This window comes from Streptomyces sp. CB01373 (genome assembly GCF_002803075.1).
Taxonomy (GTDB): Bacteria; Actinomycetota; Actinomycetes; order Streptomycetales; family Streptomycetaceae; genus Streptomyces.
In genome coordinates, this window is the sequence record NZ_NNBK01000004.1 from 384,766 (window position 1) to 409,202 (window position 24,437).

General features: G+C 72.9%; 14 protein-coding genes. 9 read left to right on the forward strand and 5 right to left on the reverse strand.

All coding sequences use genetic code 11. The features are described 5' to 3' along the window. The first annotated feature begins 40 nt into the window (after positions 1-40). Positions 41-4,744, forward strand: a complete 4,704-nt coding sequence (locus CG719_RS08800; protein ID WP_100567948.1) for a hypothetical protein — start codon at positions 41-43, stop codon at positions 4,742-4,744. A gap of 177 nt (positions 4,745-4,921) precedes the next feature. Here the strand turns inward: CG719_RS08800 and CG719_RS08805 are convergent, their stop codons facing one another. Continuing rightward, positions 4,922-5,383 carry a hypothetical protein gene (locus CG719_RS08805; RefSeq protein WP_234375488.1) on the reverse strand — a complete coding sequence of 154 codons (462 nt, stop codon included), beginning with the start codon at positions 5,381-5,383 and terminating at the stop codon, positions 4,922-4,924. Positions 5,384-5,803: 420 nt separating this feature from the next. Between CG719_RS08805 and CG719_RS08810 the strand changes: the two genes are divergently transcribed. From CG719_RS08810 to CG719_RS08830, 5 genes are read left to right on the forward strand one after another with little or no spacing between them, the layout of a single operon-like run. After that, positions 5,804-8,686, forward strand: a complete 2,883-nt coding sequence (locus tag CG719_RS08810) for a nitrate- and nitrite sensing domain-containing protein (RefSeq protein ID WP_100567949.1) — start codon at positions 5,804-5,806, stop codon at positions 8,684-8,686. Continuing rightward, positions 8,683-9,108, forward strand: coding sequence for a roadblock/LC7 domain-containing protein (locus CG719_RS08815; RefSeq protein ID WP_100567950.1), 426 nt, complete (start codon positions 8,683-8,685; stop codon positions 9,106-9,108). The genes CG719_RS08810 and CG719_RS08815 overlap by 4 nt, the downstream gene beginning before the upstream one ends. An 18-nt stretch (positions 9,109-9,126) precedes the next feature. Then, positions 9,127-9,519, forward strand: a complete 393-nt coding sequence (locus CG719_RS08820) for a DUF742 domain-containing protein (protein ID WP_100567951.1) — start codon at positions 9,127-9,129, stop codon at positions 9,517-9,519. Between the two features lie 24 nt (positions 9,520-9,543). After that, positions 9,544-13,191, forward strand: coding sequence for a hydantoinase B/oxoprolinase family protein (locus CG719_RS08825; RefSeq protein ID WP_100567952.1), 3,648 nt, complete (start codon positions 9,544-9,546; stop codon positions 13,189-13,191). Then, positions 13,172-13,777 carry a GTP-binding protein gene (locus CG719_RS08830; RefSeq protein WP_100567953.1) on the forward strand — a complete coding sequence of 202 codons (606 nt, stop codon included), beginning with the start codon at positions 13,172-13,174 and terminating at the stop codon, positions 13,775-13,777. Before CG719_RS08825 ends, CG719_RS08830 begins: the two co-directional genes overlap by 20 nt. Positions 13,778-13,845: 68 nt before the next feature. Here CG719_RS08830 and glpK read toward each other — a convergent pair whose 3' ends face one another. Beyond that, on the reverse strand, positions 13,846-15,366 hold the full coding sequence (gene glpK, locus CG719_RS08835) for a glycerol kinase GlpK (protein ID WP_100567954.1): 1,521 nt from the start codon (positions 15,364-15,366) through the stop codon (positions 13,846-13,848). Positions 15,367-15,598: 232 nt separating this feature from the next. On the opposite strand from glpK, the gene CG719_RS08840 reads away from it, so the two are divergent. Next, positions 15,599-16,135, forward strand: coding sequence for an NUDIX domain-containing protein (locus CG719_RS08840; RefSeq protein WP_100567955.1), 537 nt, complete (start codon positions 15,599-15,601; stop codon positions 16,133-16,135). 52 nt (positions 16,136-16,187) lie between these two features. Here the strand turns inward: CG719_RS08840 and CG719_RS08845 are convergent, their stop codons facing one another. Further along, positions 16,188-18,554 carry a TIM-barrel domain-containing protein gene (locus tag CG719_RS08845; protein ID WP_100567956.1) on the reverse strand — a complete coding sequence of 789 codons (2,367 nt, stop codon included), beginning with the start codon at positions 18,552-18,554 and terminating at the stop codon, positions 16,188-16,190. 215 nt (positions 18,555-18,769) lie between these two features. Here CG719_RS08845 and CG719_RS08850 point away from each other — a divergent pair, with 215 nt between their 5' ends. Next, entirely contained in the window at positions 18,770-20,737 is a 1,968-nt protein-coding gene (locus CG719_RS08850) for an acetoacetate--CoA ligase (RefSeq protein ID WP_100567957.1), read from the forward strand. A gap of 125 nt (positions 20,738-20,862) precedes the next feature. After that, complete coding sequence (locus tag CG719_RS08855) at positions 20,863-21,750, forward strand: hypothetical protein (RefSeq protein ID WP_100567958.1); 888 nt, start codon at positions 20,863-20,865, stop codon at positions 21,748-21,750. Positions 21,751-21,822: 72 nt separating this feature from the next. Here CG719_RS08855 and ptsP read toward each other — a convergent pair whose 3' ends face one another. Both ptsP and CG719_RS08865 read right to left on the reverse strand, forming a co-directional pair. Further along, entirely contained in the window at positions 21,823-23,493 is a 1,671-nt protein-coding gene (gene ptsP / locus CG719_RS08860) for a phosphoenolpyruvate--protein phosphotransferase (protein ID WP_100567959.1), read from the reverse strand. Positions 23,494-23,585: 92 nt separating this feature from the next. Continuing rightward, positions 23,586-24,035, reverse strand: coding sequence for a PTS sugar transporter subunit IIA (locus CG719_RS08865; protein ID WP_100567960.1), 450 nt, complete (start codon positions 24,033-24,035; stop codon positions 23,586-23,588). Positions 24,036-24,437 lie beyond the last annotated feature (402 nt).

The following is a 24,437-nucleotide window of genomic DNA, read 5'->3' on the forward strand; positions in this document are numbered from 1 at the left end:
CCGCCACCCCCCACTGCAAGAAGACTGACGAGAGTCCGCCATGTACGAGCTGTCCCGGGTCCGCCTCTACTCCATCGGGCCCGCCGGTGCGCGCTACGCCGACACCGTGCTTGACCTGCGGGGCGTGGGCGGGCCGGTGCCCGACCCCGCGCCCATCCAGGCGGAGTTCTTCGCGGAGGAGCCGGTCGGCCCGCCCCGCCGGCCCGCCCCCGCCGGTGTGCTCTTCTTGGAGAACGGCGGCGGCAAGTCCGTGCTGCTCAAGCTGATCTTCTCGGTGATGCTGCCCGGCCACCGCAACACCCTCGGCGGCGCCAGTTCCGGCGTGCTGCGCAAGTTCCTGCTCGCCGACGACTGCGGGCACGTGGCCCTGGAGTGGCAGCACGTGCAGACCGGCGAGTGCGTCGTCGTCGGCAAGGCCAGCGAGTGGCGCGGGCGCCAAGTCTCCAACGACCCGCGGAAGTTCGCCGAAGCCTGGTACTCCTTCCGGCCCGGACCCGGCCTCACTCTGGACAACCTCCCGGTCGCCGAGGCCACCTCCGTACGGCCCTCCGCCGAGGGCCAGTCGGGCGCGCGGGGCCGCCGCCGCACCATGAAGGGCTTCCGGGACGCCATCACCGAGGCGGGGAAGACGTACCCGCACCTGGAGGTCCACTTCGAGGAGATCCACGAGCGCTGGACCGAGCACCTGGGCGACCTCGGCCTCGACCCCGAACTCTTCCGCTACCAGCGGGAGATGAACGCCGACGAGGGCGAGGCGGCCGGCCTGTTCGCGGTGAAGAAGGACTCCGACTTCACCGACCTGCTGCTGCGCGCGGTCACCGACACCCGCGACACCGACGGGCTCGCCGACCTGGTCAGCGGGTTCGGCAACAAGCTGGGCCGGCGTGCCGAACTGATCGCCGAACGGGACTTCACCGCCGGCTCGGTCGACCTGCTCGGCCGGATCGTGGAGGCCGCCGAGGCCCGTACGCACGCGCGTGACATCCACACCACGGCCGAGCGGCGCACCCGCACGCTGGCACGGCGGCTGTCCGCCCGGGCGGTGCGGGAGCGGATCCGGGCCGCCGACCTCGCCCAGCGCGTCACCGCCGCCGCCTACGCCGTCACCCACTCCGAGGGAGGCCGCGAGCGCAGCTCCCTGATCGCCGCCGAACTCGCCTACCGGCACGCGTCGCTGGCCCTCGCCGCCGCCGAGAAGTCCGCGGCCGCGCAGAAGCGGGAACTCGCCGACGCGCGCACCCTGTACTCGGCGTGGCAGGCCGCCGAGGCCGTGCTGCGCCACCGCGCCGCCGCCGACCGCGTGGCCCGTGTCTCCGCCGCGATCCAGGAGGCCGAACGGGACGCGGCCCCGGCCCTGGCCGCGCGCGCCAAGGCCGCCACCGACCTCGTACGGGCCCTGCACGCCGCCGCCGAGAGCGCCGAGACCCTCGCCAACGAGGGGGAGGAGCGGTCCGCACAGCTCCAGGACGTCAGCGAGTCCGCGTACCGGGACCAGACCGCCGCCGCGACCGAGGCGCAGCGCGCCCGCAGCGAGGCCGGGCATCTGCGCCAGCGCCTCGCCGAGGTCGAGCAGGAGACCGCCGAGGCCGTCCGCGCGGGCTGGCTGGACGACAGCGCCCCCGACGCCGACCCGGCCCGTGCGGCCCTGGCCGCCAGCGACGCGGAGAAGACCGCGGTCGCCGCCTGGGACCAGGCCCGTGAGGCCGCCCGGAAGACCACGGAACACGCGCGGGAGGCCGCTTCGGCCGAGTCCCGCGCGGAGCTCACCGCGGCCCGCGCGGCCGACGCGGCGACGGCGGCCCGGCGCGCTCACGAGACCGAACGCCGTATCGCCGAGGCGCTGGCGGCCGAGGGGCGGCTCGCGGAACTGCTGAGCCTGCCGAGCGCGACCGCGCGGGCAGCGGTACCGGCGCCCCGTACCGGACCGGACACCACGGGCGCCGCCGCCTCGGGCGCCGAGGCGGCCCACCGCACCGCAGAGGCGCCGGACGGCCCCGCGGGACAGGGGGCCGAGGTGACGAACCCGGCCGGGTCCGAGGGCACGCTCACTCCCGAGGACCTGGACCGCTTCGCCGACGAGCTGCGCGAACTGCTCGACGGCACCGTCTCCTCCGCCGAGCGGCACCTGTTCGAACTGCGGACCGCCGCCGCCGACGACTCCCGGATCCTCGGCGCGCTCGGCGACGGCGGGCTGCTGCCGCCCGGCCCGGACGTCCTGGCCACCGTGGAGTTCCTCGGCGAGCACGGCATCCCCGCGCTGCCCGGCTGGCGCTACCTCGCCCAGTCCGTCGACCCCGCCGACCACGCGCGCGTACTGGCCGCCCGGCCCGAGCTGGTCGACGGCGTGATCATCACCGACCCGGACACGCACGCGCGTGCCCGCGCGGCCCTCTCGGACGCGGCCCTGCTGCCCCGCTCCACCGTGGCCGTCGGCACCGCCGCCGCGCTGCTCGCCCCGACCCCGGCCGACGGCGCGCCCGAGGGCGACGTCTTCCTCGTCCCGCCGAACCCGGCCATGCACGACGAGTTCGCGGCCGACGAGGAACGGCAGGCGCTGCGCGTACGGGCCACCGAGCGGGACGAGGAGATCCGCCGGCTCGCCGCCCGGCTCGGCAAGGACCGGGAGCTGGCGGCGCGGCTCGCCTCCTGGCGCACCGGCTGCCCCGCCGGCCGGCTGCTGGAGCTGGCGCAGTCCGCCCAGGACACGCGTGTGTTCGCCGAGGAGGCCGAGGCCGAGCTGGCCGAGGCACGGAGCCTGCGCGCGGAGGCCGACGAGGCTGCCGCCGAGGTCGCCCAGGAGCGCGACGAACGGCAGGAGGCCGCCCAGAAGGCACGGCGCGCAGCCGACGCCCTCGCCGGACTCGCGTTCCGGCTGCGTGAGCGGGCCGGCTGGCAGGCCCGGCTGCGTGAACTCGCCGACGAGGTCCCCGAGTCCGAGGCCCGCGCCCAGGCCTGCCTGGAACGCGCCCGCGCCGCCGACGAGGACCGGCGCGCCGCTCAGCGCGCCGCCGACGACACCCGCCGCACCGCACGGGCGCTGCGCGCCGAGCGCTCCGAGATCGCCGGTGCCCCCGACGACGTCCCGGAGAGCGACGCGGACGCGCCGAAGGTGTCCCTGCCCGCCCTGCGCGAGGCCTATCGAACCGCCTCCCAGGTGTACGAGAAGGTCGGGGTGGGCGCGGACCTGCGGGCCGAGCAGGCCCGGGCGGAGAGCGACGAGAGCGCCGCCCGCGCCGAACTCGACCGACTCAGCAACAAGGTCCGCACCCGCGCGGCACAACTCCTGGAGTCCTTCGAGGGCTCCGACGGGCCGTCCCGGCAGGCCGCCGCCGCCCGCGCCGAGGAGCTGGTGCAGCTCCTGGAGACCCGGATGTCCTCCGCGAGCGAACAGCTCGGCCGGCTGCGCGGCGAGGCCGAGCGGCACGCGCCCGAGGACGCCGAGGCGCACACCGGACTCCCCGACGAACTGCTCCCGCGCGACGCCGAACACGCACAGGCCCTGCTGCGCACCGCCACCGCCGAGCTCGCCTCCCGGACCGAGGCACTGGACCAGGCCCGCGAGGCGCACGCCGGACTGCTGGAGGCCCACCGCGCCGCCGAGGACGCGGCCGGAGGCTTCGACGAGATCGCCGCCATGCTGCGCGACCTGCTGCGCGAGCCGGCGGGGGACGAGGAGCAGGAGGAACCCGAGCCGTACCCGGGCAGCCCGGAGGGAGCCCGGCAGGCGGCCGCCGAGGCCCGCAGGTCACTGCGCGGCTGCGCCGCCGACCTGTCCGCCGCGGAGTCCGCCGTCCGCGAGGCCGGCGACGTCCTGGTCCGGCACGCCAACTCCACCCGCTACGAGCAGGTGCGCACCCCCGCCAGGCAGCAGATCCGCGAACTGCCCGCCTCCGCCCTGCCCGAGCACGCCCAGAAGTGGGCCGAGGCCTTCGCGCCCCGCCTCCGTGTGCTCACCGACGAGCTGGCCCAGCTGGAACGCAACCGGGACTCGATCGTGGACCGGCTGCGCGGACTGGTCGAGTCGGCGCTCGCCACGCTCAGGTCGGCCCAGCGCCTGTCCCGCCTCCCGGAAGGGCTCGGCGAGTGGTCCGGGCAGGAGTTCCTGCGCATCCGCTTCGACGAGCCCGACCAGGCCACCCTCACGGAGCGGCTCGGCGAGGTCATCGACGAGGCGACCCGCGCCGCCGTGAAGAAGAACTCCGACCTGCGGCGCGACGGCATGTCCCTGCTGCTGCGCGGAGTCGGTGCGGCGCTCCAGCCCAAAGGCGTCGCCGTGGAGATCCTCAAGCCGGACGCAGTACTGCGCGCCGAGCGGGTTCCCGTCGGGCAGATGGGCGACGTGTTCTCCGGTGGCCAGCTGCTCACCGCGGCCATCGCCCTGTACTGCACGATGGCTGCCCTCAGGTCGAACGACCGAGGCCGCGACAAGCACCGCCACGCGGGCACGCTCTTCCTGGACAACCCGATCGGCCGCGCCAACGCCACGTATCTGCTGGAGCTTCAGCGGGCCGTCTCCGACGCCCTGGGTGTGCAGCTCCTTTACACCACCGGCCTGTTCGACACGACGGCACTCGCGGAGTTCCCCCTGGTCATCCGGCTGCGCAACGACGCCGACCTCAGGGCCGGGCTGAAGTACATCAGCGTGGAGGAGCACCTCAGGCCGGGGCTGCCGCAGCAGACTCCGGCGGGGGAGGCGGTGCACAGCGAGATCACGGCGACCCGCATGTTCAAGCGCCCGGCCTGAGGGCCTGGCAGGCCCGAACGGGCGGCCGGTTCGCTGGCCCGACTCGACAGGCTGCTGAACTGGCCCGGCCCGAACCTGGCCGGTGCGCTTGCCCGACTCGACCGGGCCGCTGAACTGGCCCGGCTCGAACCGGGTCTGGCCACTCGACCGGCCGTCGCACGCCGACGGCCGGTCACCCTACGGATGCGACAGCCGCCCCGCGCCGCCCCGGCCGCGTATCCGCTTCTGCGCCCGCTCGGCGGCCCGCGCCTCCCGCCGTGCCTGGCGCCGCTCGCGCCGCCGGGCCCGCGCGGTGCTGCTGGGCACCGACACCACGCCGTCGCGCTGGTTCCACACCTGGCGGGTCACCCACACGTCGAGCGCCGCCCATGTGGCCACCACCGTGCTGGCCACGCTGCTCAGGACCATCGGGAACGCCAGCCAGGACCCGGACACGCTGAACAGGAACGCCACCACGGCCTGTATCAGCGTCACGGAGACGATCAGCACCGCCCGCACGGCGGCCGAACGCACCGGATCGGGCAGCCTGCGCCGCCGCGCGGGCTCCTCGACCCACAACGGCTTGTAGGACGGCAGCCCCGTACGCCCGCTCGTGTGCGCCGAAGGCCCGTGCACCCGCGCTCGCTCCGCTGTCCCCATCACTGTGTCCCTCCCCACCGCCGGCAGACCACTCACCCCGGTGCCCGAAGATTCGGCTTCCCAGTGGCTGCCCGGCTTGCGCTGTTTTACGCGGCCCGGACGCGCAGTGCGCATCGTGTGGCCGATTCCGCCCCCATCTCGCATGGACAAGGACGAACGAGACGTCACGAAGATTCCCGGCCGACGAAAAAAATCGGTCAACCGACCGGGCCGCACGCCCCGTTCCGGCGCCCCGCAGTCCTGGTCCTGCGGACCGGCATCTCACGCAATGACCCGACAACTCGCCCGTGCCCGGAACCAATGCGGAAGAACAGGCTCCGGACAGCTCTTCGAGTTGACTGCATGTCGGTAGTAGGCTCGCGCCGTTTGTTGACGCACATGTGTACCCCCGGGCCCTTGGGGGACGAGCTGGGGGAGGCCATGCGCTTTCGCGGGAAGTCCATCCGCCGGAAGATCGTGGCGCTGCTTCTCGTGCCGCTGCTCTCGCTCACGGCGATCTGGGCCTTCGCCACGCTGATCACCGGGCGGCACGTCACCCAGCTGTTCAACGCGTCCTCCGTGGTGGAGAAGGTCGCCTACCCCACCGAGGACACCGTCCGGGCCGTGCAGCAGGAACGCCGCCAGACTCTCGTCCACCTCGCCGACCCGCGCGCCTCCGACGGCCTCACCGCACTGCGCCGCAGCAGGAGCGCCACCGACGAGGCCATCGCCAAGATCCGCAAGGCCGCCGGGAATTCCGACGTCCGCGAAGCGCTCGGCGCGGACGGCGCCGGACGCCTGGGCGTCGCCCTGGACGTCCTCGACGGCATCGACTCCCTGCGCCGCAGCGTCGAGGACCACAGCGTCGGACGCGCCCAGGCACTCGACCTCTACAACCAACTCGTCGACCCCTGCTACGCCCTGCTCGCCAACCTCCACGTCGTCGACGACGCCGATCTGGCCAGGCAGTACCGCGCCCTGGTCGGTCTCGCCCAGGCCCGCGAACTCCTCTCCCGCGAGGACGCGCTGCTCGGCTCCTCGCTGATCGTCGGCAACCTCACCCGCGCCGAGACCCGCGGCATCTCCGACCTGGTCGCCCAGCGCTCCCTGCTGTACGACGTCGACCTGCCCCTGCTGCCCTCCTCCGAACGCGGCCGCTACGAGCGCTTCTGGCAGAACGCCTCCTCCGCACCGGTGCGGACCGCCGAACAGGCCGCCGTCTCCAGTACGTCCGGCACACCGCGGACGGTGAGCGTGCAGAGCTGGGACACCGCGGCCGGAGACGTCCTCGACGAGCTGGGCACCCTCAACGACGACGCCAACGACCGCTTCCAGGACCGTGTCCAGCCACTCGCCCTGCGCGTCATCCTCGAGGCCGCCGTCGCGGGCGTCCTCGGCCTGATCGCCGTGCTGTTCTCCCTCGTCCTGTCCGTGCGTGTCGGCCGCAGCCTGATCCGCGACCTCGGGCAACTGCGCCTGGAGGCCCACGAGGCCTCCGGTGTCCGGCTGCCGAGCGTGATGCGCCGTCTGTCGGCCGGCGAACAGGTCGACGTCGAGACCGAGGTCCCGCGCCTGGAGTACGACAGGAACGAGATCGGCGAGGTCGGCCAGGCCCTCAACACCCTGCAGCGAGCCGCCGTCGAGGCCGCCGTCAAACAGGCCGAACTCCGCGCCGGCGTCTCCGAGGTCTTCGTCAACCTCGCCCGCCGCAGCCAGGTCCTGCTGCACAAACAGCTCACCCTCCTCGACGCGATGGAACGCCGCACCGAGGACACCGACGAGCTCGCCGACCTGTTCCGGCTGGACCACCTGACCACCCGTATGCGCCGGCACGCCGAAGGCCTGGTGATCCTCTCCGGCGCCGCCCCGTCCCGGCAGTGGCGCAAACCCGTCCAGCTGATGGACATCGTGCGCGCCGCCGTCGCCGAGGTCGAGGACTACGAACGCATCGAGGTCCGGCGGCTGCCACGCACCGCCGTCATCGGCCCCGCCGTTGCCGACCTCACCCACCTCGTGGCCGAACTCCTTGAGAACGCCACCGTGTTCTCGCCGCCGCACACCGCGGTCCAGGTCCTCGGCGAACGCGTCCCCAACGGCTTCACCCTGGAGATCCACGACAGGGGCCTCGGCATGGCCGCCGAGGCGCTCCTCGACGCCAACCTCCGGCTCGCCGAGACACCCGAGTTCGAGCTCTCCGACACCGACCGGCTCGGGCTGTTCGTGGTCAGCCGGCTCGCCCAGCGGCAGAACGTCCGGGTCTCGCTCCAGCCCTCCCCGTACGGCGGCACCACCGCGGTCGTCCTCATCCCCGACGCGCTGCTGACGGACGACGTCCCGGACACCAACGGCATCGGCTTCCGCCTCGACCGGCCCTCCGGGAAGGCCGACCGCGAGCCGGGTCGCGGGACCGCTCTCGCCCAAGCGCCGGCGCGGCTGTCCGGACTGCCCGCCTCGGTCCTCGACGGGCCGGTGGAGCTGGAGGCGCCCGTCGACCTCGACGCCATCGAGGACTTCCCGCACGTACTCGGCGAGGAGACCGGTGAACGCAGCGGACTGTTCGGGCCGCGCCCCTCCCCGGCACGGCAGACGGCCCAGGAGGCGCCGCCCCGCAGCATCGCCGAGCACCGGCAGGGCACGGTCCGGCGCGGCACACCGCAGGAGACCGGCGAGGAGGACAACCCGGGGCGCCCGGTCCCGCTGCCCCGGCGGCGGACGCCCAAGCTGGTCAGCTCCCACGGACGCCCCGTCACCGAGCAGAGGCCCCGGCGCGAGACGGCCGACGCCGGGAGCATGGCGGTTCCCGGCCGCCCGGAGCGCGAGGCGGCCCCGCTGCCGGCCCGCCGTCGCGACGAGCCCCCGCTCGGACCGGTCGCGGCCGACGGCCGCGGGGAACACGACAGCACCGAGGAATCCCCGGCCACGAGCCAGGGGCCGCGGAAGGCACCGGCCCTTCCCCGGCGCACCGTCCGTCCCGCGCTCACCGGCGGCGGCCCGGATCGCGAGGAGCGTGTCCCGGCGAAGGCATCCGGCGGCCGGGACGGCGAGGGGCGCGACCCGGCCGAGGCACCCGGCGACCCGGGACTTGACGAGAGTCCGCTGCCCCGGCGCGTACGGCAGGCCAGCCTCGCCCCGCAACTGAAACAGAGCCCCGGCCGGCCCACCGAGGACGGCCCGGACCCCGTCGAACGCGACGCCGACGAGGTACGCAGCCGGATGGCCTCGCTCCAGCGCGGCTGGCAGCGTGGCCGCGAGGAGAACGCCGCGGGGGACCAGGCCCCGCACGGCAGCACAGCACAAGGAACGACAAAGGGGGACGGTCGATGACCGCACCGAAGGCGACCGGCCACACCGCGACGGACAAGACGGAGCTGAACTGGCTCCTCGACGAACTCGTGGACAGGGTCGCCAGCATCCGCAAGGCCCTCGTCCTGTCCCGGGACGGTCTGGCCACCGGCGTGTCCAAGGACCTGACCCGGGAGGACAGCGAGCACCTGGCCGCCGTGGCCTCCGGCTTCCACAGCCTCGCCAAGGGCGTGGGCCGGCACTTCGACGCGGGCGGCGTCCGGCAGACGGTCGTCGAGCTCGACGACGCCTTCCTGTTCGTGACCGCGGCCGGCGACGGCAGCTGCCTCGCCGTCCTGTCGGACGCCGACTCCGACGTCGGCCAGGTGGCCTACGAGATGACCCTGCTGGTCAAGCGAGTCGGCGCGCATCTGGGTGCCGCTCCGCGCACCGATGTGCCCTGAGGCGGGTAGTGGGATGACATGAGCGGAGACGGTCAGGCACGCAGCCACTGGTTCGACGACGACGCCGGACCGGTGGTCCGGCCGTACGCCATGACGCGGGGCCGCACCAGCCATGCGGCCCAGCACCGCCTCGACCTGATCGCGGTGGTCGTCACGGAGTCCCATGTGGACGACCCGGAGGCGGACGTCACGCTGTCGCCGGAGCACGTGGACATCGTCGAGCTGTGCCGCTCCCCGCAGTCGGTCGCCGAACTCGCCGCGGAGCTCGATCTGCCCCTCGGCGTGGTGCGCGTGCTCGTCGGCGACCTCGTGGACGAGGAGTACGTCCACGTGACACGTCCGGTGCCGCCCGCTGAACTGCCCGACGAGAGCATCCTGCGGGACGTGATCAACGGCCTGCGGGCGCTGTGAGCCACGAGGAAGCGGAGTGCTGACATGACGGGCTGGCAGTTCTGGGTCGACCGGGGCGGCACCTTCACGGACATCGTCGCGCGGCGCCCGGACGGACGTCTGGTCACGCACAAGCTGCTGTCCGACAACCCCGCCCGGTACGCCGACGCGGCCGTCGCGGGCATCCGCGAACTCCTGGACGGCTCCGACGGCCCCGCCCGTTCCATCGAGGCGGTCCGCATGGGCACCACCGTGGCCACCAACGCCCTGCTGGAGCGCACGGGCGAGCGGACCCTGCTCGTCGTCACCCGCGGCTTCCGGGACGCCCTGCGCATCGCCTACCAGAACCGCCCGCACATCTTCGCCCGCCGCATCGAGCTGCCCGAGCTGCTGTACGAGCGGGTCGTCGAGGTCGACGAGCGCATCGCGGCCGACGGCACCGTCCTGCGCGCCCCCGATCTGGACGCCCTGGACGGCCCCCTCCGGCAGGCGTACGACGACGGGATCCGCGCCGTCGCCGTGGCCTGCCTGCACAGCCATCTGCACCCCGCGCACGAGAGGGCCGTCGGCGAGCTGGCCGCCCGGATCGGCTTCCCGCAGATCTCGCTCTCCAGCGAGGTCAGCCCCCTGATGAAGCTCGTCCCGCGCGGCGACACCGCCGTCGTCGACGCCTACCTGTCGCCCGGACTGCGCCGCTACGTCCAGCACGTCTCCACCGAACTGGACGGCGTACGGCTGATGTTCATGCAGTCCAACGGCGGGCTCGCCGAGGCCGGACAGTTCCGCGGCAAGGACGCCGTCCTGTCCGGGCCCGCGGGCGGCATCGTCGGCATGGCCCGCATGTCCCGGCTCGCCGGCTTCGACCGGGTCATCGGCTTCGACATGGGCGGCACCTCCACCGACGTCTCCCACTACGCGGGCGCGTACGAACGCGTCCTCACCACGCAGATCGCCGGCGTCCGGCTGCGCGCCCCCATGCTCGACATCCACACCGTGGCCGCCGGCGGCGGCTCGGTCCTCCACTTCGACGGCTCCCGCTACCGGGTCGGCCCGGACTCGGCGGGCGCCGACCCCGGACCCGCCTGCTACCGGGGCGGCGGCCCGCTCACCGTCACCGACGCCAACGTCATGCTCGGCCGCATCCAGCCCGCCCACTTCCCCGAGGTGTTCGGCCCCGGCGGCGACCAGCCCCTCGACGACGCACTCGTCCGCGAGCGCTTCACCGCCCTCGCCCACGAGATCCGTGAGCGGACCGGCGACGACCGCACCCCAGAGCAGGTCGCCGAGGGATACCTCCGGATCGCGGTCTCCAACATCGCCAACGCCGTCAAACGGATCTCCGTGCAGAAGGGCCACGACGTCACCCGCTACGCCCTCACCACCTTCGGCGGCGCGGGCGGGCAGCACGCGTGCAGGGTCGCCGACTCGCTCGGCATCCGCACCGTGCTCGTCCCGCCCATGGCGGGCGTCCTGTCCGCGCTCGGCATCGGCCTCGCCGACACCACGGCCATGCGCGAGCAGTCCGTCGAGGCACCCCTGGAGCCCGCCGCCATGCCGGGCGTGCTCAAGACCGCCGACGATCTGGAGGGCGCGGCCCGCGCCGAACTGCGCGCCGAGGACGTCCCCGAGGAACGCATCCGCGTCACCCGCCGCGCCCAGCTCCGCTACGACGGCACGGACACCACTCTCACCGTCGAACTGACCGAGCCCGCCGCCATGCGGCACGCCTTCGAAGAACGTCATCGCGCCACGTACTCCTTCACGCTCGACCGCCCGATCGTCGTCGAAGCCCTCTCCGTGGAAGCCACCGGCATCACCGAACCCCCCGATCTGTCCGCCCTCGCCCCGGACGAGCACGCACGCGCCGGCCGCTCCACCGCCACGGAGACTGTCCGTCTCCACACCGGCGGCGCCTGGCGCGACGTACCCCTCCACCGCCGGGAGGACCTGGCCCCCGGCGACCCCGTCACCGGCCCCGCGATCGTCACCGAGGCCAGTGCGACGACCGTCGTCGACGACGGCTGGCGGGCCGTGGCCAAGGACGACGGGCATCTGCTCCTGGAACGCCCGGTGGTCACGCAGAGTTCCGATCTCGGCACGGAAGCGGACCCGGTGCTGCTGGAGGTGTTCAACAACCTCTTCATGTCCATCGCCGAACAGATGGGCGCCCGGCTGGAGTCCACTGCCCAGTCCGTCAACATCAAGGAGCGCCTCGACTTCTCCTGCGCCCTGTTCGCCCCGGACGGAAACCTGGTGGCCAACGCCCCGCACATCCCCGTACACCTGGGCTCGATGGGCACCAGCGTCAAGGAGGTCATCCGGCGCCGCGGGCCCCGGATGCGGCCGGGCGACACCTACGCGGTCAACGACCCGTACCACGGCGGCACGCACCTGCCGGACGTCACCGTCATCACCCCGGTGTTCGACACCGCCGGCACGCAGGGTGACCGCATCCTCTTCTACGTCGCCTCGCGCGGCCACCACGCCGAGATCGGCGGGATCGCACCGGGCTCCATGCCGGCCGACAGCCGCACCATCGAGGAGGAGGGCGTCCTCTTCGACAACTGGCTGCTCGCCGAGGACGGCCGCCTGCGCGAGGACGAGACCCGCCGCCTGCTGACCGGCGCGCGACACCCCTCCCGCAATCCGGAGACCAACCTCGCCGACCTGCGCGCCCAGATCGCCGCCAACCAGAAGGGCGTCGACGAGGTCGCCCGCATGATCGACGACTTCGGCCTCGACGTCGTCCAGGCCTATATGCGGCACGTCCAGGACAACGCGGAGGAGGCCGTCCGCCGCGTCATCGACGCCCTGGACGACGGCGAGTACGCCTACGAGACCGACTCGGGCGCCGTCATCCGGGTACAGGTGCACGTGGACCGCGAGCAGCGAGCGGCGACCATCGACTTCACCGGCACCTCCGCTCAGCTCACGACCAACTTCAACGCCCCGTTCTCCGTGGTCAACGCGGTCGTCCTGTACGTCTTCCGCACGCTCGTCGCCGACGACATCCCGCTCAACGACGGCTGCCTGCGCCCCCTGAGGATCGTCGTGCCGCCCGGCTCCATGCTCTCCCCGCGGCCCCCCGCCGCCGTCGTCGCGGGCAACGTCGAGACCTCACAGGCGATCACCGGCGCCCTCTACGCGGCGCTCGGCGTCCAGGCGGAGGGCTCCGGCACGATGAACAACATCACCTTCGGCAACGAGCGCCACCAGTACTACGAGACCGTCGCCTCCGGATCGGGCGCGGGCGACGGATTCCCCGGCGCCTGTGTGGTCCAGACACATATGACCAACTCCCGGCTCACCGACCCCGAAGTCCTCGAATGGCGGCTGCCCGTACGGCTGGAGGAGTTCGCCGTCCGGCGCGGCAGCGGCGGCGCCGGACAGTGGCAGGGCGGGGACGGCGCGGTGCGCCGCATCCGCTTCCTGGAGGCCATGACCGTCTCCACGCTCTGCCAGCACCGCAGGGTGCGCCCCTACGGCATGGCGGGCGGCGAGCCCGGCGCACTCGGCGCCAACCGGGTGGAGCGCGCGGACGGCTCGGTCGCCGAACTCGGCGGAAGGGACTCCGCGGACGTCGCCCCCGGCGACGTACTCGTCGTCGAAACCCCCGGTGGCGGAGGATACGGCCCGCCGCCGTCAGACCCACATCGAGCAGGAGAAGCAAGCGATGATCCTCGGCCGTTCTGAGCGCGGCAAGCCCCCGGTCGAGCCCGTCACGCTCAAGATCCTGGTGGCCGGCGGCTTCGGCGTGGGCAAGACCACCCTTGTCGGCGCGGTCAGCGAGATCAGGCCGCTGCGCACCGAGGAACTGCTGACCGAGGCAGGGCGTCCGGTCGACGACCTCAGCGGCGTGGAGGGCAAGCACACCACCACGGTGGCGATGGACTTCGGCCGCATCACGCTGCGCGAGGACCTCGTGCTGTACCTCTTCGGCACGCCCGGGCAGGAGCGGTTCTGGTTCATGTGGGACGAGCTGTCCGAGGGCGCGCTCGGCGCCGTCGTGCTGGCCGACACCCGTCGCCTGGAGGAGTGCTTCGCCGCCGTGGACTACTTCGAGCGGCGCGCCATCCCCTTCCTCGTCGCCGTCAACTGCTTCCAGGGCGCCGCCCGCCATGCCGTGGACACCGTCCGTCAGGCCCTCGACCTCGACGACCATGTTCCGCTGCTGCTGTGCGACGCCCGTGAACGCGAGTCGGTGAAGGAGGTCCTCATCGAGGTCGTCCAGCACGCGATGGCCCACGCCGCGGAACGCCGCCGGGCCACCGCCGTCTGACGCCACGCACACGGCCCGCACCCTCGCCGGGCGGGGGCACGGGCCGCGTACGAGCACCGTGAGGACTCCTAGTTCTCTCCGTCCTCCAGCCAGCCGAAGCTCTTCTCCACGGCCTTGCGCCAGTTGCGGTACTCGCGGTCACGGACCGAGGCGTCCATGGACGGGGTCCACTCGGCGTCCTTCTGCCAGTGCGACTTGAGCTCATCGAGGTCGTCCCACACGCCCGTGGCCAGCCCGGCCGCGTACGCGGCGCCCAGACAGGTGGTCTCGGAGATCCTGGGCCGGATCACCGGCACGTCCAGCACGTCCGCCTGGTGCTGCATGAGCAGGTTGTTCTTGGTCATGCCGCCGTCGACCTTCAGGGTCGTCAACCGGACCCCGGAGTCCTGGTACATGGCGTCCACGACCTCGCGCGTCTGCCAGCTGGTCGCCTCCAGCACCGCCCGCGCGAGGTGCGCCTTGGTGACGTACCGGGTCAGGCCGGTGATCACCCCGCGCGCGTCGGAGCGCCAGTAGGGCGCGAACAGGCCGGAGAAGGCGGGCACGATGTACGCGCCGCCGTTGTCCTCCGCCTTCGCCGCCAGCGGCTCGATCTCGTCCGCGGTGCGGATGATGCCGAGCTGGTCGCGGAACCACTGCACCAGCGCGCCCGTGATGGCGATGGCGCCCTCCAGGCAGTACACCGGGGCCTCGTCGCCGATCTTGTAGCCCATGGTGGTGAGCAGGCCGCTCTTGGACGGCACGGGCCGGTTGCCCGTGTTCAGCAGCAGGAAGCTGCCGGTGCCGTACGTGTTCTTGGCGTCGCCCACGTCGTAGCAGGCCTGCCCGAACACGGCCGCCTGCTGGTCGCCGAGGGCGGATGCCACGGGCACACCGGCGAGCTGGCCGACGGCGGACCCGTACACCTCGGAGGACGATCTGATCTCGGGCAGCATCGCCTCGGGGATGTTCATCGCGGACAGGATCGACTGGTCCCACTGGAGGGTCTGCAGGTTCATCAGCATGGTGCGGCCGGCGTTCGTCACGTCGGTGACGTGCCGGCCGCCGTCGACGCCGCCGGTGAGGTTCCAGATGAGCCAGGTGTCGATCGTGCCGAAGGCGATCTCACCGCGCTCGGCGCGGTCGCGCAGGCCGGGCACGTTGTCCAGCAGCCAGGCCGCCTTGGGTCCTGAGAAATAGCTGGCGAGCGGTAGGCCGGTCTGCTCGCGGAAACGATCCTGCCCTTCGGAGCCGCCCAGCTCGTTGCAGAGCGCCGCGGTCCGCGTGTCCTGCCAGACGATCGCGTTGTGCACGGGCTTGCCGGTGGCCCGGTCCCACAGAACGGTCGTCTCACGCTGGTTGGTGATGCCGAGCGCGCTGAGCTGGTCGGCCCGCAGCCCCGCCTTGGCGACCGCGCCCGCGACCACCGCCTGCACCTTCGACCAGATCTCGGTCGCGTCGTGCTCCACCCAGCCGGGCTTGGGGAAGATCTGGCGGTGCTCGCGCTGGTCGACGGCGACGATGGCACCACTGTGGTCGAACACGATGCAGCGGCTCGAGGTGGTGCCCTGGTCGATGGCGGCCACGAACTTCTCGGCGTTGTCCGGCATGGCTACCCCTTGTGAGGTGGAGAAGCGGCCGAGGGCCGGGACCGTTCATCCCCTGCGCCCTCACTGGTAACAGTTTGTCCCACATCGGCGGAATCAGCCCGGGATGGGCGGCCAAGGGCGCCCACGTCCGGGGAAGTGTTCTCCCGCGCGCGGGGAGCGTCAAGGACGTCGGCGGCAACGGTGACAACCGCCGACGGAAGACGTGCGCCCACTGATCGGATACAGTCCGCGCGTGTCCGACATCCCGCACGCGACCGCCAACTCCGTACCGCACTCCCACTGTTCGAGCTGCGGAGCGCCGTACGGCGAGGGCGTCGGCGGCTGGCCCCGTACCTGCCCGGCCTGCGGCACCGTGGCCTACCGCAACCCGCTGCCGGTCGCGGTGGCCCTCCAGCCCGTGTACGACACCCGGGGCACCGCCCTGGTCGTCATCACCCGCGCCATCGCCCCCGCGCGCGGGGGAACGGCCCTGCCGGGCGGCTACATCGACGACCACGAGGACTGGCGCCATGCCGTCGTCCGCGAACTCCAGGAGGAGACCGGGATCGAGGCGGCCGCACGCGATGTACGGCTCGCCGACGCGATGAGCTCGCCCGACGGGCATCTGCTGCTCTTCGGACTGCTGCCGGAGCGCCCCGTCGAGGACCTTCCGCGGTTCACCGCCACTGAAGAGACGGAGGACCGGCATCTGCTGCGCACGCCCGCCGAACTCGCCTTCCCCCTGCACACACGGGCCGTCCGGGCCTGGTTCGACGGCCGCTACGTCTGAGCCGGCCGCACACCCGGCAACAGCCGCTGCCCGGGCGCGGGCCCGTCCTGACTCAGGACGCCCCGAGCCCCCGTATGCGCAGCGGATGGAGCGGCTCGCCCGCGCCGTCCTCCCGCTCGCGCTCGACGACGACCCGATCGCCCTGCCGGCGGGTCGCGTAGCGCTCGATCTCCGGCTCCTCCCAGCCGTCGCCCGCGTCCGGCACCACGAAACCGCCCCCGGTACGCCCCGGCGCGGGCGCCCACACCTCCAGTTCCAGACCGCCGTCCTCACCCCGCACGGGAATCACGGCTCCCGCTCGCGCGAACACCGGGATCCGCGCGAGCGGAGCGTCGACCAGCACCTGCCCCGGCCCCTCGTACGCCCGTCCCGTCGCCGTGTCGTACCAGCGGCCCCGCGGCAGCCGCACCGCCCGCCGGTCCGAACCGGGGCCGAGCACAGGGGCGATAAGAAGGCCGTCGCCGAGCAGGAAGGCGTCCTCGCAGTCGCGCAGCGCCCGGTCCTCCGGCGCGCCCCACCACAGCGGCCGCACACAGGGCGCCCCGGTGCGCCGCGCCAGATGCGCGAGGGTCACGAAGTACGGCAGCAGACGCCGGCGCTCGACGAGCGCCACGCGCGCGTGCTCCAGGACCTCCGGCCCGGACTCCCACGGCTCCCCGCGCCCCGCCCGCGGGCTCGCGTGCGTGCGGAACAGCGGCAGGTAGGACCCCAGTTGGAGCCGGCGCAGATACAGCTCGGGCGAGGCGCCGCCGTCGGGCCCGCCCACGTCCGGGCCGGAGTACGGCACTCCGCACAGACCGAGCCCCAGGACCAGTGACAGCGACGCCCGCAGCCCCGGCCAGCCGGTGGCCACGTCTCCCGGCCAGGCGCCGCCGTAGCGCTGCATCCCGGCCCACCCGGAGCGCGAGAGGAGGAACGGCCGCTCATCGGGCACCAGGCCGAGCAGCCCCTCGTACGCCGCCTCGGCCATGCACAGGGCGTACACGTTGTGCGCCTGGCGATGGTCGCCGCCCTGCCCCTCCAGGGCGTGCCGGGCCGACCGGGGCAGGGTCGTCTCGCCGAAGGCCGTGAAGGAGGTCGGCTCGTTCATGTCGTGCCGGAAACCGGCGAAGCCCCGATCCAGCCGCTCCCGGTACAAGCCGCCCCACCACTGCCGCACGCGCGCGTGTGTGAAGTCCGGGAAGACCGCCTCTCCGGTCCGGACGACGCCCCGCACCATCCGGCCCGACGCGTCCCGCACGAAGGCGTCCGCGACCGTACCGCCGTCGTACACGGCGTTCCCCGGCGCGGCCTTCACGGCCGGTTCGACGACGGACACCAGCCGGATCCCGTCCCGCCGCAGCTCCTCGGCCAGCACCGGCAGCTTGGGGAAGCGGTCCTCGTCGACGGTGAACACCTGGTGCGCGTCGTAGTGCTCGACGTCCAGGTGCACGGCGTCCAGCGGCAGTCCGTGCTCGTGGTGGCCCGCGACGATCCGCCGCACCTCCTGTTCGCCGCCGAAGCCCGATCGCGTGTGATGGTGACCCAGGGCCCACGCGGGCGGCAGCGCGGCCGCACCGGTGAGGGAGGACCAGACGTGCGCCACGCGCGCGGGGGTGCCGACGACCACCCAGCAGCGCAGCGGGCCCCCGTCCATCCTGAGCTCGCTCGCCCCGGCCCTGTCGTGGCCCGACCCGGCCCCCTCCGCACCCTCCCGCAGGGTGACCGCGCCGTCCCAGGAGTTGTCGTGGAACACCAGGTGCGTGCCCGCGTCGGCCACGACAAGCTGGACCGGCATGGTGATGTGGAGCGGGTCGTCACCGCGGCCGCGCGCGTGGCCGGGATCGGTGTTCCACAGGCGGTAGGTGCCGTCGCGCAACCGCGGACCGCGCGCCCGGCCGCCCAGCCCGAAGAACCGTGCGTCGGCCGCCACTTCCGAGCGCTGGGACCACCGTGCCGGGCCCCCGCCGGCCGGTTCCCACCAGCGGGGCGGCAGATCACGGCGCAGCGGCACGCCCCCGGGGGTGCGGACCTCGATCGCGCCGTGCCGCGAGACGCCGACGGTGACCCGCTCCGCCACGACCCGCCAGCCGCCGTCCTTGTCCGGCTCCAGCACCGCGCGCGGGTCCGGCTCGGGGCACCGGTCGGCGAGCGCGTACGACGGTTCGGGGCCGGCGCCGTCCCAGCCCCAGAAGACGGCCCCGTTCCCGGCGACGGCGATACGGAGTTCCGAGCGGGCGAAGCGGACGACCCCGCCACCGGGCCCGGGCTCCACGTCGAGCACCGCGCCGGGTACGCGCGCGCGTTCGGCCCCACGCGACGGCAGGCCGCCGGCGTCGGCACGCCGCCGGCGCCACGCGGCCCGCACCGTGCGCAGCCCGTGGGCCACCCCCGCCGAACCGACCGCCTTCACCGAACGCACCAGGTCACGACCGTCCATGCTGCTCACCCTGCCATTCACGGCTGTGCGCGCGCGTGGCGTTCAACTGCCGTTCATTCGTGCCGCGACCACATCTTCACGACGCGGACTATGTGCGGTGCACCCTGGTGCAGAAGTCGATCACATGGCATCGTCCGTGTCAGCCGCGTCACGCGCACACCCCCAGCACGTGCGCGGACCGACGCACACGACGCGCACAGTCCGGGAGCCGCACCATGTCGACCGCGAACCCCCAGCCGCTCTGGCGGCCCGATCCGCAGCGGATCGCCCAGGCACAGATCACGAAGTTCCAGACCTGGGCGGCCGAGCACCACGGCGCTCCGGCCCTGGGCGGCTACCCGGCCCTGCACCGCTGGTCCGTCGACGAGCTGGAAGCCTTCTGGAAAGCCGTCACGGAGTGGTTCGACGTACGGTTCACCAGCCCCTACGCGCGCGTGCTGGGCGACCGGTCGATGCCCGGCGCCGAGTGGTTCCCCGGCGCCACCCTGAACTACGCGGAGCACGCCCTGCGCGCGGCCGCCACACGCGCGGACGAGCCCGCCCTCCTCCACGTCGACGAGACGCACGAACCGTGCCCGGTGACCTGGTCCGAGCTGCGCCGCCAGGTGGGCTCCCTGGCCGCCGAGCTGCGCGCCCTCGGCGTACGCCCGGGGGACAGGATCAGCGGCTACCTGCCGAACATCCCCGAGGCCGTCGTCGCCCTCCTCGCCACGGCCGCCGTCGGCGCCGTCTGGACCTCCTGCGCCCCGGACTTCGGCGCCCGCAGCGTCCTTGACCGCTTCCAGCAGGTGGAACCCGTCGTCCTGTTCACCGTCGACGGCTACCGCTACGGCGGCAAGGAGCACGACCGCAGTGACGTCGTCGCCGAACTGCGCCGCGAACTGCCCACCCTGCGCGCGGTCGTCCACATCCCGCTCCTCGGCACCGAAGCCCCCGAGGGCGCCCTGGAGTGGTCCGGCCTGACCTCAGCCGACGTCGCACCGGTCTTCGAACCGGTGCCCTTCGACCACCCCCTGTGGGTGCTGTACTCCTCGGGCACCACCGGCCTGCCCAAGGCGATCGTGCAGTCCCAGGGCGGCATCCTCGTCGAGCACCTCAAGCAGCTCGGCCTGCACTGCGACCTCGGCCCCGGCGACCGCTTCTTCTGGTACACGTCGACCGGCTGGATGATGTGGAACTTCCTCGTCTCCGGACTGCTGACCGGAACGACGATCATCCTGTACGACGGCAGCCCCGGGTATCCCGACACCGGCGCCCAGTGGCGTATCGCCGAACGCACCGGAGCCACCCTGTTCGGCACCTCCGCCGCCTACGTCATGGCCTGCCGCAAGGCGGGAGTGCACCCCTCGCGCGACTTCGACCTGTCGACGGTGCAGTGCGTCGCCACGACCGGATCACCGCTGCCGCCCGACGGATTCCGCTGGCTGCACGACGAGGTCCGCGAAGATCTGTGGATCGCCTCCGTCAGCGGCGGCACCGACGTGTGCTCCTGCTTCGCCGGAGCCGTACCGACCCTCCCGGTCCACATCGGCGAGCTCCAGGCCCCGTGCCTGGGCACCGACCTGCAGTCCTGGGACCCGAACGGCACACCGCTGATCGACGAGCTCGGCGAACTCGTGGTCACCAACCCCATGCCGTCCATGCCGATCCACTTCTGGAACGACCCCGACGGCAGCCGCTACCACGACAGCTACTTCGCCATGTATCCCGGCGTGTGGCGGCACGGCGACTGGATCACGCTCACCTCCCGCGGCTCGGTGATCATCCACGGCCGCTCCGACTCCACGCTCAACCGCCAGGGCGTGCGGATGGGCTCCGCCGACATCTACGAAGCCGTCGAACGCCTCCCCGAGATCAAGGAATCCCTCGTCATCGGCGTCGAACAGCCCGACGGCGGCTACTGGATGCCCCTCTTCGTGCAACTGACCCCCGGCGCCGCCCTCGACGACGCGCTGCTCGGCCGCATCAAGGGGACCATCCGCGAACAGCTCTCCCCACGTCACGTCCCCGACGAGGTCATCGAGGTGCCGGGCATCCCGCACACCCTCACCGGCAAGCGCATCGAGGTCCCGGTCAAGCGCCTCCTCCAGGGCACACCGCTGGACAAGGCGGTCAACCCCGGCTCGGTCGACGACCTCGACCTGCTGCGCTTCTACGAGGAACTGGCCCGCAAGCGCGCCTGAGCGCCCCGGTCCCCCCAACCCACGGCGGGGGGACCGCAGACCCCGTGAACACCTGCCCGGCCCCGTTGTCAGTGGTGCCGATTACGGTGAGTGAGCACAGATCGACTGCGCTCACAGGGGGAAACATGGCGCACACCGACCACCTGACCATGCGGCGCGTCCTGCGCCGGGAGATCGCCGGCACCATCGGCCTGCTCACCGACGAACAGGACTTCCGCGCCATGCGGCGCTACCGCAGCTTCACCTTCGACGACCACACCACCTACCTCGAACAGGTCGAGAAACTCCTCCGCCTCGTGGCCACGCAGGGCGGCCACACCACCGTGGCCCTCTTCGACCCGGAGGAGTACGCCGAATACTGCGCGGCCACCGGTCTCGACCCCGACGTCCCGTCCAGCCGCGCCCGCTTCACCGCCGAACTCGCCGGCACGGGACCCGCCCTTCCCTACGACGGCCGGCCCCTGGCCGAACTCGTCCCCGACCTCGTCGACGAGGCCGTCCGCCAGGCCACCTGGGAATACGCCTCCACCCTCCTGGCCCGGCTCGGTCCCTGCGCCTCCTGCGGCGAGAACATCGGCCGCGCCGCCTTCGCCCGAGCAGCGGACCTCGTCGTCCGCGTCCTCGACACGGCTCCGCCGGGCAACCGGCATCTGGTGTGCAGCGTCACCGGCACGCCCGAAACCCTCCTCGCCGTCCTCCACGCCGACGACGAAGGCGACGCCACCCGGCTCGACGAGGCCGAAGCCCTGGAGTTCACCACGGTCCTCGCCCTCGGCATCGCGACCGACGGCCCCGGCGGACTGGTCATGCGCACCACCGCCCCCGGCACCGCCGACCGCGTCTACGGCTGGCGTCTGCGCGCCGGCGGCCTCGACCCCCTCACCGCCGGCGAGGTCTTCGACGCCTACTGCACCGACATCGAGTCCGGCGACCTCATCTCCCCGGAGTCCGGCGTCGATTACGGCGAGCCGCCCGACCTCGGAGAAGAAGGACCGGCCCCGCGGCACGGCTGAACACCCGAGGGGCGCCCCACCGGACAGGTGGAGCGCCCCTCGCGAACCAGCCGGCTGACGGGCCGGCCCCGGTCACTCGCCGGACAGCACCGCCTGCGCCGCGCTGCGCGCCTCGTCCGCGGTGTCCGCGGCACGCGCCGCGGCCGCCGCACGCTCGCACTGCGCCAGCGTGAACTTCGCCAGCGTCGCCCGTACATAGGGAAGCGACGCCGCGCCCATGGAAAGGGAGGTGACCCCCAGACCGGTCAGCACACACGCGAGCAGCGGGTCGGACGCGGCCTCACCGCAGACACCGCAGCTCTTGCCCTCGGCCCGCGCAGCCTCGGCGGCGATCGCGACCAGGTCGAGCAGCGCGGGCTGCCAGGGGTCCTGCAGGCGCGACACCGCACCCACCTGACGGTCGGCGGCGAAGGTGTACTGCGCGAGGTCGTTGGTCCCCAGCGAAAGGAACTCCACCTCCTGGAGCACCGAGCGCGCCCGCAGCGCGGCCGACGGGATCTCGACCATCGCACCGAACTTCGCCCGCAGCCCCGCGGCACGGCACGCGTCCGCGAACGCCCTCGCGTCCGTCCGGTCCGCGACCATCGGGGCCATCACCTCGAGGTAGACCGGCAGGCCCTCGGCGGCCTTGGCGAGCGCCGAAAGCTGGGTGCGCAGCACCTCAGGGTGTTCGAGCAGCGTCCGCAGCCCCCGCACACCGAGAGCCGGGTTCGGCTCGTCGGCCGGCGTCAGGAAGTCCAGCGGCTTGTCCGCGCCCGCGTCCAGCACACGCACCACGACCCGGCCCTCGGGGAAGGCCTCCAGCACCTGCCGGTAGGTCGCGACCTGCTTCTCCTCGGACGGCGCGTTCTTGTTGTCGTCCAGGAACAGGAACTCGGTCCGGAACAGACCCACACCCTCGGCACCGGCTTCGAGCGCCGCGGGCACGTCCGCGGGACCGCCGATGTTCGCGAGCAGCGGCACCTTGTGGCCGTCCGACGTGGCGCCGGGACCGGTCGCGGATGCCAGCGCGGCCCTGCGCTCGGCGGCAGCGGCCTCCAGCTGAGCCTTCTTCTCCTCACCGGGGTTCACGAAGATCTCACCGGTGCTGCCGTCGACGGCGATCACCGTGCCCTCGGCCAGTTCGACGGCGCCGGGCAGTGCGACGACGGCCGGCACACCGAGCGCCCGCGCCAGGATCGCGCTGTGACTCGTCGGCCCGCCCTCCTCGGTGACGAAGCCCAGGACCAGCGTCGGGTCCAGCAGCGCCGTGTCCGCCGGCGCCAGGTCACGGGCGACCAGCACGTACGGCTCGTCGCTGTCCGGCACGCCCGGCATCGGCACCCCGAGCAGACGGGCGACGATACGATTCCGCACGTCGTCCAGGTCGGCCACCCGGCCCGCGAAGTACTCACCGGCGGCGGCGAGCAGGTCCCGGTAGGCGGCGAACGCGTCGTACACGGCCCGCTCGGCCGTGCTGCCGACGGCGATACGCCGCTCCACATCCGCGATCAGCTCGGGGTCCTGCGCCATCAGGGCCTGTGCCTCGAGCACGGCCTGCGCCTCGCCCCCGGCCAGATGGCCGCGTGCCATCAGATCGGCCGCCACGGCCTCCACCGCCTGGCGGGCGCGCCCCTGTTCGCGCTCCGCCTCCTCCGCGGGGATCTGCTTGGCGGGCGGCTCCAGCACCGCCGTACCCATGTGCCGAACCTCGCCGATCGCCACACCGTGGCTCACACCGACGCCTCGCAGCGTTGTCTCCATCTCACCTGTCTCCGGTAGTGCGGCGAGTCCAACCGCCGCGGTGGTTGATGTGCGCCGCCCCTCGGGAGGCCGTCCCTGGGGAGGCAGTGGCGTCACTTCCAGGTGAAGAGGCTGTCGCCGGTCTTCACCTCTCCGCTGTCGCGAAGAGCGGAGAGGCTGTCGGCGGTGGCGTCCAGGGCCACGACCGGGCACACGGGGGACTTGCCGGCGGCTTCGACGGCGGCGGGGTTCCAGCGCACCACCGCCTGACCGCGCACGACCGTGTCGCCCTTCTTCACCAGCAGCTCGAACCCCTCGCCGTTGAGCTGCACGGTGTCGATGCCGAGGTGGGTGAGGACTCCGCGCCCCTGCTCGTCGACGACGACGAAGGCGTGCGGGTGCAGCGAGACGATGACTCCGTCCACGGGGGCCACGGCGTCGGCGGGCTCACGTACCGGGTCCAGCGCCGTGCCGGGGCCGACCATGGCTCCGGAGAAGACCGGGTCCGGCACGGCCGCCAGTCCGATGGCGCGTCCTGCGACGGGGGACGTCACGGTGGTCATGGGAAGCCTCCCAGGGGTGGAGATTCGTGTGCGCCGTCACTGATCGCCGGAGCCGGCGCGGTGTGGCGGCAAGCTATGTCACGGTAAGTACCGGTTACGGGCGAGAGCTTACACAGCTCACGTTGGTGGTCTAGACCACCAATCGAAGCGGTTTGCACCCACTCCGCGGGTCCATGTACAGTCGTACCCCTGCTCGGGGCTGAGTGACGTCACCAGGCGTCCTTGACCGGCAGCATCCATACTTGTCAGATCCTATCTCGGGGTCATCTTCTGCATGCCTGCAGGACGGTGGTCAGAGAGACAGAAAAAGCCTGATAGAGTTTGGATCACCGAAGGGAAGCGCCCGGAGGAAAGCCCGAGAGGGTGAGTACAAAGGAAGCGTCCGTTCCTTGAGAACTCAAC